Source organism: Streptococcus sp. oral taxon 058 str. F0407 (assembly GCF_000235485.1).
In the GTDB taxonomy this organism is placed as follows: Bacteria; Bacillota; Bacilli; order Lactobacillales; family Streptococcaceae; genus Streptococcus.
The window spans coordinates 391702-403605 of the sequence record NZ_JH378888.1 but is presented as its reverse complement, the minus strand read 5'-3'; the positions used below and the strand labels follow the sequence as shown (position 1 = coordinate 403605).

Below are 11904 nucleotides of genomic sequence, written 5' to 3'. Positions count from 1 at the left end.
TCCAAGAAACCCTTGTCTTTGCCCACGAATCAGGCGCAAACTTCAATGGAGTTCTTTGCGGCCGTGCAACTTGGGCTGGATCAGTTGAAGCCTACATCAAAGATGGTGAGGCAGCAGCTCGTGAATGGTTGCGTACAACTGGATTTGAGAACATTGACGAACTCAACAAGGTTCTTCAAACAACAGCGACTTCATGGACTGAACGTGTATAAGTTTTCCCCCCTAATCTTAGGAACATTGATCTAAATAAAAAATTTAAAAAAAGTTGAATGTAAAGGTTTACAAAAAAACTTACTTGTGCTATACTTAAATCACAAGTTAATACAAGGTGAGTGTTACTAAGTAATATTAGGCATGATCACAGGTGAATTAGAAATCAAAAGATTTTCTAGTTCATTTGTGGTCATTTTTTATACTCATATACCATTAAGAGATAAAAGGAGGTTGCCATGTATCGAATTCTAAATCCAATGAATCACAACGTCTCTCTTGTCAGAAATGATAAGGGAGAAGAAGTGATTGTGATTGGTAAGGGGATTGCATTTGGGAAAAAGAAGGGGGATTTAATTTCTGAAGATCAAGTTGAGAAAATCTTTCGGATGAAGACAGAGGAGTCTAGGGAAAACTTTATGGCTCTCCTCAAAGATGTTCCGCTTGATTTTATCACAGTGACTTATGAAATCATTGATAAGCTATCAAAGAAATATCATTATCCGATTCAAGAGTATCTCTACGTAACCTTGACAGATCATATTTACTGCTCTTACCAAGCTCTAGCACAAGGAAGGTACAAGGATAGTAATCTGCCAGATATTTCCACTAAGTATCCTGTCGCTTTTCAAATCGCAAAGGAAGCCTTTGAAATCTATCGTCAGAAGTTGACAGATCATTTCCCTGAGGATGAAATTATTCGGATCGCTTATCATTTCATCAATGCCGAAGGGGAGCATGAAGTTCAAGTGGTTGAGTCGATTGATAAGAGGAAAGAAATTCTCAGGAATGTCGAAGAAGTGCTAAAGGGTTATGCAATTCAACGAACCAAAGAGAATAATCATTTCTATGATCGTTTTATGATTCATTTGAATTATTTCTTGGATTATCTAGACAGATCTAGAGATGATAACCAATCACTTCTGGATATGGAAGATCATATTAAACAATCCTATCCAAAAGCGTTCGAGATTGGTTCCAAGATCTATGATGTGATTACGCAACATACGGGTCTTGATTTGTATAAAAGTGAACGAGTTTATCTAGTTCTACATATCCAACGTTTATTGTCATAAAAATTTAATTAAAAATACATAAGGAGAATTCTATCATGAATAGAGAAGAAGTAACATTGTTAGGTTTTGAGATTGTTGCCTATGCTGGCGATGCTCGTTCAAAACTATTGGAAGCTTTAAAGGCTGCTGAAGCTGGTGATTTTGCGAAAGCTGATACTCTCGTAGAGGAAGCTGGTGGTTGCATCGCTGAGGCTCACCACGCGCAAACAAGTCTATTAACTAAGGAAGCTTCAGGTGAGGACTTAGCTTATAGTGTAACCATGATGCATGGCCAAGACCACTTGATGACAACAATCTTGTTAAAAGATTTGATGCACCATTTAATCGAACTCTACAAGAGAGGAGTTAAGTAATGAACAAACTAATTTCATTTATCGAGAAAGGGAAGCCTTTCTTTGAAAAACTGTCTCGTAATATCTATCTTCGTGCTATTCGTGATGGTTTCATTGCAGGTATGCCTGTTATTCTCTTCTCAAGTATCTTTATCTTGATTGCTTTTGTACCAAACTCATGGGGTTTTAAATGGTCTGACGATGTTGTTAATCTCCTCATGAAACCTTACAGCTATTCAATGGGAATTTTGGCTCTCTTGGTAGCTGGTACAACAGCTAAGTCTTTGACGGACTCAGTAAACCGTAGCATGGAGAAAACCAATCAAATCAACTATATGTCAACACTTTTGGCTGCGATTGTTGGTTTGTTGATGTTAGCAGCTGATCCGATTGAAGGTGGCTTTGCGACAGGTTTCCTTGGGACAAAAGGTTTGCTTTCAGCCTTCCTTGCTGCCTTTGTTACCGTAGCAATCTATAAGGTCTGTGTTAAGAACAACGTTACCATTCGTATGCCTGACGAAGTTCCACCCAATATCTCACAAGTTTTTAAAGATGTGATTCCATTCACTCTATCAGTGGTTTCTCTTTATGCTCTTGATTTACTAGCTCGTCATTTTGTTGGTGCAAGCGTAGCTGAATCAATCGGTAAATTCTTTGCACCATTATTCTCTGCTGCTGATGGTTATCTAGGTATTACCATTATCTTTGGTGCCTTTGCCTTCTTCTGGTTTGTTGGTATCCATGGTCCATCTATCGTTGAACCAGCAATCGCAGCTATTACCTATGCAAATGCCGAAGTCAACTTGAACCTTCTCCAACAAGGTATGCACGCTGACAAGATTCTTACTTCTGGTACACAAATGTTTATCGTTACCATGGGTGGTACTGGTGCGACACTGGTTGTTCCATTCATGTTCATGTGGTTGACCAAATCAAAACGAAACCGTGCAATCGGACGTGCTTCAGTAGTTCCAACTTTCTTTGGTGTAAATGAACCAATCTTGTTTGGTGCACCACTTGTCTTGAACCCGATTTTCTTTATTCCATTTATCTTTGCGCCAATTGCCAACGTATGGATCTTTAAATTCTTTATTGAAACGCTTGGCATGAACTCATTTACTGCCAACCTTCCTTGGACAACACCAGGTCCGCTCGGTATTGTTCTCGGTACAAACTTCCAATTCTTGTCATTTGTACTTGCTGCTTTGTTAATCCTTGTTGACGTAGCCATTTACTATCCATTCCTCAAGGTTTATGATGAACAAATTCTTGAAGAAGAGCGTTCAGGTAAAGCCAATGATGAATTGAAAGAAAAAGTAGCAGCAAACTTCAATACTGCCAAAGCAGATGCTATTCTTGAAAAAGCAGGTGTAGAAACAGCGCAAAACACAATCACAGAAGAAACAAATGTTCTCGTTCTCTGTGCAGGTGGAGGAACAAGTGGCCTCCTTGCAAATGCTTTAAACAAGGCAGCTGCGGAGTACAAGGTTCCTGTTAAAGCAGCAGCTGGTGGCTATGGAGCTCACCGTGAAATGCTGCCTGAGTTTGATCTGGTTATCCTTGCTCCTCAAGTTGCTTCAAACTTTGAAGACATGAAGGCCGAAACCGACAAGCTTGGTATCAAACTTGCCAAGACAGAAGGTGGGCAATACATTAAACTGACTCGCGATGGAAAAGGCGCTCTTGCCTTTGTTCAAGCGCAGTTCGAAGAATAAAAGGTAAATAGCGAAGAAGTGAGATGGAGGAATTCCTCCCAACTCTATCTCCATCTCATTTCTATTTCTTGAAAGGTGAATCAAATGACAAAAACACTTCCAAAAGACTTTATTTTTGGTGGAGCAACAGCAGCCTACCAAGCAGAAGGTGCAACACATACTGATGGTAAAGGGCCAGTCGCCTGGGACAAATACCTCAAAGATAACTACTGGTACACTGCTGAACCAGCCAGTGATTTCTACCACAAATACCCAGTTGATCTCAAACTAGCAGAAGAGTATGGTGTCAATGGTATCCGTATTTCAATCGCTTGGTCACGTATCTTTCCAACTGGTTACGGGAAAGTCAATGATAAGGGAGTTGAGTTCTATCATAATCTATTTGCAGAGTGCCACAAACGACATGTTGAGCCCTTTGTAACTCTTCATCACTTTGATACGCCAGAAGCTCTACATTCAAATGGAGACTTCTTAAACCGTGAAAACATTGAACACTTTGTAGACTACGCGGCTTTCTGTTTTGAAGAATTTCCAGAAGTCAATTATTGGACAACCTTTAATGAAATTGGGCCGATAGGAGATGGCCAGTATTTGGTTGGGAAATTTCCTCCAGGTATTCAATATGATCTTGCCAAAGTCTTCCAATCTCATCACAATATGATGGTTTCACATGCGCGTGCAGTAAAACTTTTCAAGGACAAGGGTTATAAAGGTGAAATTGGTGTGGTTCATGCCCTGCCTACCAAGTATCCTCTGGATCCTGAAAATCCTGCAGATGTCCGTGCAGCTGAGTTAGAAGATATTATCCATAACAAGTTTATCCTAGACGCGACTTATTTAGGGCGATATTCCGAAGAAACCATGGAAGGTGTCGACCATATCCTAGCAGTCAATGGTGGTAGCTTAGATCTGCGTGAAGAAGATTTCGCTGCATTAGAAGCAGCAAAAGACTTGAATGACTTCCTTGGTATTAACTACTATATGAGTGATTGGATGCAAGCCTTTGATGGCGAAACAGAAATCATTCACAATGGTAAGGGTGAAAAAGGAAGCTCTAAATATCAGATTAAGGGAGTCGGACGCCGTGTAGCTCCTGATTATGTACCGCGCACAGATTGGGACTGGATTATCTATCCTCAAGGTTTATATGATCAAATCATGCGCGTGAAGAAAGATTATCCGAACTACAAGAAAATCTACATCACTGAGAATGGTCTTGGATACAAAGATGAGTTTGTGGATGGGACAGTCTATGATGATGGACGGATTGATTATGTTAAGAAACACATGGAAGTGATTTCAGGTGCCATCTCCGATGGAGCCAATGTCAAAGGCTACTTTATCTGGTCGCTGATGGATGTCTTTTCTTGGTCAAATGGTTACGAAAAGCGTTACGGTCTCTTCTATGTAGATTTTGAGACGCAGGAGCGTTATCCAAAGAAATCGGCTCATTGGTACAAGAAACTAGTTGAGACACAACTTATTGAATAAAATTCAACAAAAATTCCCCACCAAAAGGTAGGGGAATTTTTATGGTTTTGATAAAAGAATGGTTGTTTGTTTTGACAGGTCTTCAAATGTTTCCTGACTCAGTTTAGAATCTGAAACGATGGTATCAATCTCTGAGATATTGTAAAAAGTGTAAAAATCAAACTTATTAAACTTACTGTGGTCTGCCAGTAAGTATTTTTTATTGGCATTGTTCAAGGCGATTCGTTGAGCTTCGCCCTCTTCTTCACTAAAGGTGGCAATAGCCTTATCCTTAATACCATTACAGCTAACAAAAGCCTTAGAAAACTGAAGGTTGGTCAAATCCTGTAAGGTAAGTGTCCCTACAAAAGCACCAGTGATAGAGCGATAATTTCCACCAATCAAAATCAAATCTGTTAGTTTTCGTTCGTTTAGGATAAGAAAAACAGGAAGACTGTTTGTTACAACACGAATATTATCGATAGGAAGTTCACGAGCAAAACACTCCAAGGTCGTTCCTGGGCCGATAAAAATGGTTTCTCCTTCGTCAATCAAATGACCTGCAAAACGACTAATTTCTTGTTTTTCAGCAATCTGCAAGCCTTGTTTTTCAACGTTTGACCGTTCATTGTTTAAGAGAGAACCTGTACGAAGTTTTTCTGCCCCACCATGCACACGGACCAACAAATCCTTATCTGCTAGTTCTTGTAAATAGCGGCGAGCGGTCATATCTGACACATCAAGACTCTCCATAATCTCTTTTACAGTAATAGTACCTTTTGCGTTTACTGATTCTAGAATACTATCTAGTTTTTCTTGCTTTAGCATCCTTATCACCTCGATTTCTACTATTATTATCTTACCATAAAACGCTCAATCAATCAAATAGAAAAAAACAAAATAAAACAAAAACAAAAATACCATGGTTGTTTTAAACAAACCATGATATTTTGAATGATTGGTCAAATTAGTCTAAACCGTAGTTGTAATCCTCGTCTTGCATGGCTTCAACTTCACCAAGGAGGTAACCATTTCCGACTTGGGAGAAGAAGTCGTGGTTAGAAGTTCCTGTTGAAATACCGTTCATAACGATAGGATTGACATCATCAGATGAATCTGGGAAGAGTGGATCTTGTCCTAGGTTCATAAGGGCCTTATTGGCATTGTAGCGAAGGAAGGTTTTAACTTCTTCGGTCCAACCAACACCGTCATAGAGACTTTCAGTATAGCCTTCTTCGTTTTCATAAAGAGTGTAGAGCAAGTCGTACATCCATTCTTTGAGTTTTTCTTGCTCTTCTTCAGGCAATTCGTTAAAACCAAGTTGGAATTTGTAACCAATGTAAGTTCCGTGAACAGACTCATCACGGATGATCAGTTTGATGATTTCCGCAACGTTGGCCAGTTTGTTGTTACCGAGATAGTAGAGGGGTGTAAAGAAACCAGAGTAGAAGAGGAAGGTTTCAAGGAAAACGCTGGCAACTTTCTTTTCAAGAGGCGTACCATTGAGGTAGATTTCATTGATAATCTCTGCTTTTCTTTGTAGGTAGGGGTTAGTGTTGGTCCATTCAAAGATTTCTTCGATTTCAGCCTTGGTATTCAAGGTTGAAAAGATAGAAGAATAGGATTTTGCGTGGACAGATTCCATAAATTGGATGTTGTTAAAAACAGCTTCTTCATGTGGTGTACGGATGTCTGAACGAAGAGCCTGAACACCAGTTTCTGATTGCATGGTATCAAGAAGCGTTAAACCACCAAAGACTTTTCCTACCAAGTCTTTTTCTTTGTTTGATAGTTTTCTCCAGTCGTCAAGGTCATTTGACAAGGGGATACGAGTATCGAGCCAGAATTGCTCCGTCAATTTCTCCCAAGTTGATTTGTCGATGACATCTTCGATGGCATTCCAGTTAATGGCTTTGTAGTAAGTTTCCATAAGGTGTATTTCTCCAATGTAATAGTAATTATTATGCAGCTTTGCTTAGTTTTATAGAACCTATTTCAATGGTATCATATTTTTTTATTGCGGAGCAAGCAATAAATGTTATGAGTATAGCGTAAAGTGGCTCCCATTTACTATTTAAACAAGTAGTAAAAATTTTTTCCATTAAATCACACAGCTTTCACATTGGTTAGCACCGACTTCTCCACCGTCGTCTGTAAAGGTACGGACGTAGTAAATTGATTTGATTCCCTTGTTAAAGGCATAGTTACGAAGGATAGACAAGTCACGTGTCGTTTGTTTGTTTTCTTTCTTCCATTCGTAAAGGCCTTTTGGAATATCACTACGCATGAAGAGGGTGAGTGAAAGTCCTTGGTCCACATGCTCTGTTGCAGCAGCGTAAACATCAATCACCTTACGCATATCCATGTCATAAGCAGAAGTGTAGTAAGGAATGGTTTCTGTTGACAAGCCCGCAGCTGGATAGTAGATTTTACCGATTTTCTTCTCTTGGCGTTCTTCGATACGTTGCGTAATCGGGTGGATAGAAGCAGAAACGTCGTTGATGTAACTGATAGAACCGTTTGGTGCTACAGCAAGACGGTTTTGGTGATAAAGTCCATCTGCTTGAACCTTTTCGCGAAGTTCAGCCCAGTCAGCAGCACTTGGAATAAAGACGTCTTTGAAGAGCTCTTTGACACGGTCTGATTTTGGAACAAATTCACCTGTCACATACTTATCGAAGTAGCTTCCGTTAGCATAGTCTGATTTTTCAAAATTGTGGAAGGTGATACCACGTTCACGCGCAATATTGTTTGACTCAACTAAAGTCCAGTAGTTCATAAGCATAAAGTAGATGCTTGTAAATTCTACTGACTCAGGTGATCCATATTCGATCAGTTGTTGGGCAAGGTAACTATGAAGTCCCATGGCACCAAGACCAAAGGTGTGAGCCAAACTATTTCCGTGGTCAATAGTAGGAACAGCCACGATGTGCGAACTATCTGTAACGAAAGTAAGAGCACGTACCATTGCACGGATAGAACGACCAAAGTCAGGTGAGGTCATCATGTTGACAACGTTAGTTGAACCAAGGTTACATGAAACGTCCGTTCCCATTTGAAGGAATTCTTGAGCATCGTTGATCAAACTTGGTTCTTGAACTTGAAGAATCTCAGAACACAAGTTACTCATGATAATCTTACCATCAATAGGATTTGCACGGTTAGCTGTATCAATGTTGACCACATAGGGATAGCCAGACTCTTGTTGCAATTTAGAGATTTCAGTTTCCAAATCACGCGCCTTGATTTTTGTCTTGCGGATGTTTGGATTTGCGACCAATTCATCGTATTTTTCAGTGATGTCGATGTAGTTAAATGGCACACCATATTCAAGCTCTACAGAGTATGGGCTGAAGAGGTACATTTCTTCATTTTTGCGAGCCAATTCGTAGAATTTATCGGGTACCACAACACCAAGTGAAAGAGTCTTCACACGAACTTTTTCATCGGCATTTTCTTTCTTAGTTGAAAGGAAAGCGATGATATCTGGGTGAAAGACATTGAGGTAGACAACCCCAGCACCTTGACGTTGCCCCAATTGGTTTGAGTAAGAGAAGCTGTCCTCAAAAAGCTTCATAACTGGCACGACACCAGACGCTGCTCCTTCATAACCTTTGATAGGAGCTCCAGCTTCACGAAGGTTGCTGAGGGAAATTCCCACACCACCACCGATACGTGAAAGTTGAAGAGCTGAGTTGATAGAACGTCCGATAGAGTTCATATCATCTGTGACCTGAATCAAGAAACAAGATACCAACTCCCCACGACGGGCGCGACCAGCATTCAAGAAGGAAGGAGTAGCTGGTTGGTAGCGTTGGTGGATGATTTCATTGGCAATATCAGTCGCAATCGCCTCATCCCCGTCTGCAAAATAAAGCGCATTAAAGAAGACGCGGTCTTCCATACTTTCAAGGTAATATTCCCCATCATTAGTCTTCAAGGCGTACTGGTTGTAAAATTTATAGGCAGCCATGAATGACTTGAATTGGAAGTTTTGGTCTTTGATAAATTGGTGCAATTCTTCCAAAAACTCTGGACGGTACTTCTTGAGAAATGCAGTTTCGATATAGTTATGTTCAATGAGGTAGTTGATTTTATCAGTGATTGAATCAAAAACCATGGTATTTGGAACCACATTTTCTTTAAAGAAGGCATCCAAGGCATCCTTATCTTTATGAAGCATGATTTGTCCATTAACAGGACGGTTGATTTCGTTATTGAGACGGAAGTAAGTTACGTCCTCAAGATGTTTTAATCCCATAAAATTTCCCTTATCTAACTACAAAAGAAAGGCTTCTAAGTTAGCCCTAGAAGCGAGTTTCTTCTGGATGATGTACTAAGATTATGCTAATTGTTTCAGTTTTCCTGGTTGGAAGCCTGAAAAGACTTCAGTTGGTGTTTGGATAACAGGAGCAGCACTGAAACCGAGCTCTTTAACTTGATCGATATACTCAGGTTGCTCGTCGAGATTGATCTCACGATAAGCGACATTGTTACTATCCAAGAAACGTTTGGTCATTTTACATTGGACACAGTTATTTTTAGAATAAACGGTTACCATTTTTGTAACTCCTCTTCAAAATTTAATACTATCTTAGTATATCAGAAAAAAAAACTTTGTCAAACAATTTTGACTAAATATTGTGTTTTGAATAAAAATATTTAAAACCAGGACACTATATATAGTATGAGGCTAATGGTAAAGATTGCGTTTTCATTGACCTATCAAAGACTGATGAAAACTCAAAACTATATCCTGTATGTTGGTAATTTATATAGAAGATTTTCAGCAAGTTATCTGAAAGGAAATTGAAGAAAGTCCATAAAATACTTGAAAAATTATCTTGAAGGTGATATAATACACTATTGTAAGGGTTATCACTTATAACTCAAATAGAAAACACTTAAAGGAGAGTCAAACTATGGCTTCTAAAGATTTCCACGTAGTGGCAGAAACAGGTATCCACGCACGTCCAGCAACATTGTTGGTACAAACAGCTAGCAAATTTGCTTCAGATATCACTCTTGAGTACAAAGGTAAATCAGTAAACCTTAAATCTATCATGGGTGTTATGAGTCTTGGTGTTGGCCAAGGCGCTGACGTTACAATTTCAGCTGAAGGTGCAGATGCTGACGATGCAATTGCTGCTATCTCAGAAACAATGGAAAAAGAAGGATTGGCATAAGGAAATGACAGAAATGCTTAAAGGAATCGCAGCATCAGACGGTGTTGCAGTTGCAAAAGCATATCTACTCGTTCAACCGGATTTGTCATTTGAGACTGTTACAGTCGAAGATACAAACGCAGAAGAAGCTCGCCTTGATGTCGCTCTAAAAGCATCACAAGACGAGCTTTCTGTTATTCGTGAGAAAGCAGTAGGTACGCTAGGTGAAGAAGCTGCTCAAGTATTTGACGCTCACTTAATGGTTCTTGCTGACCCAGAAATGATTAGTCAAATCAAAGAAACAATTCGTGCTAAGAAAGTGAATGCGGAAGCAGGTCTGAAAGAAGTGACAGACATGTTTATCACTATCTTTGAGGGTATGGAAGACAACCCATACATGCAAGAACGTGCAGCGGATATCCGCGACGTGACAAAACGTGTATTGGCAAATCTTCTTGGTAAAAAATTGCCAAACCCAGCTTCTATCAATGAAGAAGTGATCGTGATTGCGCATGACTTGACTCCTTCAGATACAGCTCAATTGGACAAAAACTTTGTAAAAGCTTTTGTAACCAACATTGGTGGACGTACAAGCCACTCAGCTATCATGGCGCGTACACTTGAAATCGCGGCAGTATTAGGTACAAACAACATCACTGAAATTGTTAAAGATGGTGATATCCTTGCTGTTAACGGTATCACTGGTGAAGTGATTATCAACCCAACTGATGAGCAAGCGGCAGAATTCAAGGCCGCTGGTGAAGCTTATGCTAAGCAAAAAGCTGAATGGGCACTTTTGAAAGATGCCAAAACAGTGACAGCTGATGGCAAACACTTCGAATTGGCTGCCAACATCGGTACTCCAAAAGACGTTGAAGGTGTAAATGACAACGGTGCTGAAGCTGTTGGACTTTACCGTACAGAATTCTTGTACATGGATTCTCAAGACTTCCCAACAGAAGACGAGCAGTACGAAGCATACAAGGCTGTTCTTGAAGGAATGAACGGTAAACCAGTTGTCGTTCGTACAATGGATATCGGTGGAGATAAGGAGCTTCCTTACTTCGATATGCCTCACGAAATGAACCCATTCCTTGGATTCCGTGCCCTTCGTATCTCTATCTCTGAGACTGGAGATGCTATGTTCCGCACTCAAATCCGTGCCCTTCTTCGTGCATCAGTTCACGGTCAATTGCGTATCATGTTCCCAATGGTTGCGCTCTTGAAAGAATTCCGTGCAGCTAAAGCAGTCTTTGACGAAGAAAAAGCAAACCTTCTTGCTGAAGGTGTTGCAGTTGCGGATAATATCCAAGTTGGTATCATGATCGAAATCCCAGCAGCAGCAATGCTTGCAGACCAATTTGCTAAAGAAGTTGACTTCTTCTCAATTGGTACAAACGACTTAATCCAATACACAATGGCAGCAGACCGTATGAACGAGCAAGTTTCATACCTTTACCAACCATATAACCCATCAATCCTCCGTTTGATCAACAACGTTATCAAAGCGGCTCACGCTGAAGGGAAATGGGCTGGTATGTGTGGTGAGATGGCTGGTGATCAACAAGCTGTTCCACTCCTTGTCGGAATGGGCTTGGATGAGTTCTCTATGTCAGCAACATCTGTACTTCGTACACGCAGCTTGATGAAAAAACTCGACACAGCTAAGATGGAAGAGTACGCAAATCGTGCCCTTACAGAATGCTCAACAATGGAAGAAGTTCTTGAACTTCAAAAAGAATACGTTAATTTTGATTAATCGAAAAGTCCTTGCAACTCAGTTGCAGGGATTTTTTTGATATTTTTTAAAGAATTATCATGGTAAACTGCTTATATGAAGCCTTTTGAAGACAAAGTAGTGAGACAGAATAAAAAATACTTAACCAGTTCATAAAATTCTTGACAAGTTGTAAATTTAGGAGTAAACTATTAACCA

At 39.9% G+C, this 11904-nt stretch carries 10 protein-coding genes and 1 pseudogene; 7 read left to right on the top strand and 4 right to left on the bottom strand.

The features are described 5' to 3' along the window. The 5 genes and pseudogenes from HMPREF9184_RS09965 to lacG form a co-directional block, all read left to right on the top strand. Positions 1 to 212 (top strand): annotated as a pseudogene (locus HMPREF9184_RS09965) (tagatose-bisphosphate aldolase); the annotation flags it as partial. A 237-nt stretch (positions 213 to 449) separates the two neighbouring features. After that, the gene (locus tag HMPREF9184_RS06440; RefSeq protein WP_000285732.1) at positions 450 to 1286 is read left to right on the top strand and encodes a PRD domain-containing protein; all 837 of its coding nucleotides are present in this window, start codon (positions 450 to 452) and stop codon (positions 1284 to 1286) included. Positions 1287 to 1321: 35 nt separating this feature from the next. After that, on the top strand, positions 1322 to 1639 hold the full coding sequence (locus HMPREF9184_RS06435) for a PTS lactose/cellobiose transporter subunit IIA (RefSeq protein ID WP_001078328.1): 318 nt from the start codon (positions 1322 to 1324) through the stop codon (positions 1637 to 1639). Then, positions 1639 to 3333 (top strand): lactose-specific PTS transporter subunit EIIC, encoded by a 1695-nt coding sequence (locus HMPREF9184_RS06430; protein WP_001037489.1) that lies wholly within the window; start codon positions 1639 to 1641, stop codon positions 3331 to 3333. The genes HMPREF9184_RS06435 and HMPREF9184_RS06430 overlap by 1 nt, the downstream gene beginning before the upstream one ends. Positions 3334 to 3417: 84 nt before the next feature. Further along, complete coding sequence (gene lacG / locus HMPREF9184_RS06425) at positions 3418 to 4824, top strand: 6-phospho-beta-galactosidase (protein ID WP_000169300.1); 1407 nt, start codon at positions 3418 to 3420, stop codon at positions 4822 to 4824. Positions 4825 to 4863: 39 nt separating this feature from the next. Here the strand turns inward: lacG and HMPREF9184_RS06420 are convergent, their stop codons facing one another. The 4 genes from HMPREF9184_RS06420 to nrdH form a co-directional block, all read right to left on the bottom strand. Continuing rightward, the gene (locus HMPREF9184_RS06420; protein WP_000917590.1) at positions 4864 to 5631 is read right to left on the bottom strand and encodes a DeoR/GlpR family DNA-binding transcription regulator; all 768 of its coding nucleotides are present in this window, start codon (positions 5629 to 5631) and stop codon (positions 4864 to 4866) included. A gap of 139 nt (positions 5632 to 5770) precedes the next feature. Beyond that, a complete protein-coding gene (gene nrdF, locus HMPREF9184_RS06415; RefSeq protein WP_000451381.1) occupies positions 5771 to 6733 on the bottom strand; it encodes a class 1b ribonucleoside-diphosphate reductase subunit beta in 963 nt (320 codons plus the stop codon). Between the two features lie 171 nt (positions 6734 to 6904). Then, positions 6905 to 9064 (bottom strand): class 1b ribonucleoside-diphosphate reductase subunit alpha, encoded by a 2160-nt coding sequence (gene nrdE / locus HMPREF9184_RS06410; RefSeq protein ID WP_000523234.1) that lies wholly within the window; start codon positions 9062 to 9064, stop codon positions 6905 to 6907. Positions 9065 to 9145: 81 nt separating this feature from the next. Next, a complete protein-coding gene (gene nrdH / locus HMPREF9184_RS06405) occupies positions 9146 to 9364 on the bottom strand; it encodes a glutaredoxin-like protein NrdH (RefSeq protein WP_000259240.1) in 219 nt (72 codons plus the stop codon). Between the two features lie 361 nt (positions 9365 to 9725). On the opposite strand from nrdH, the gene HMPREF9184_RS06400 reads away from it, so the two are divergent. Next, positions 9726 to 9989 (top strand): phosphocarrier protein HPr, encoded by a 264-nt coding sequence (locus HMPREF9184_RS06400; protein WP_000146947.1) that lies wholly within the window; start codon positions 9726 to 9728, stop codon positions 9987 to 9989. Positions 9990 to 9993: 4 nt separating this feature from the next. Continuing rightward, positions 9994 to 11727 carry a phosphoenolpyruvate--protein phosphotransferase gene (gene ptsP / locus HMPREF9184_RS06395; protein WP_033585964.1) on the top strand — a complete coding sequence of 578 codons (1734 nt, stop codon included), beginning with the start codon at positions 9994 to 9996 and terminating at the stop codon, positions 11725 to 11727. The last annotated feature ends 177 nt before the right edge of the window (positions 11728 to 11904 follow it).

Bases quoted from the DNA above. Each gene is read 5' to 3' on its own strand.
- HMPREF9184_RS06440 (WP_000285732.1), top strand. From the start codon at position 450: ATGTATCGAATTCTAAATCCAATGAATCACAACGTCTCTCTTGTCAGA.
- HMPREF9184_RS06435 (WP_001078328.1), top strand. From the start codon at position 1,322: ATGAATAGAGAAGAAGTAACATTGTTAGGTTTTGAGATTGTTGCCTAT.
- HMPREF9184_RS06430 (WP_001037489.1), top strand. From the start codon at position 1,639: ATGAACAAACTAATTTCATTTATCGAGAAAGGGAAGCCTTTCTTTGAA.
- lacG (WP_000169300.1), top strand. From the start codon at position 3,418: ATGACAAAAACACTTCCAAAAGACTTTATTTTTGGTGGAGCAACAGCA.
- HMPREF9184_RS06420 (WP_000917590.1), bottom strand. From the start codon at position 5,631: ATGCTAAAGCAAGAAAAACTAGATAGTATTCTAGAATCAGTAAACGCA.
- nrdF (WP_000451381.1), bottom strand. From the start codon at position 6,733: ATGGAAACTTACTACAAAGCCATTAACTGGAATGCCATCGAAGATGTC.
- nrdE (WP_000523234.1), bottom strand. From the start codon at position 9,064: ATGGGATTAAAACATCTTGAGGACGTAACTTACTTCCGTCTCAATAAC.
- nrdH (WP_000259240.1), bottom strand. From the start codon at position 9,364: ATGGTAACCGTTTATTCTAAAAATAACTGTGTCCAATGTAAAATGACC.
- HMPREF9184_RS06400 (WP_000146947.1), top strand. From the start codon at position 9,726: ATGGCTTCTAAAGATTTCCACGTAGTGGCAGAAACAGGTATCCACGCA.
- ptsP (WP_033585964.1), top strand. From the start codon at position 9,994: ATGACAGAAATGCTTAAAGGAATCGCAGCATCAGACGGTGTTGCAGTT.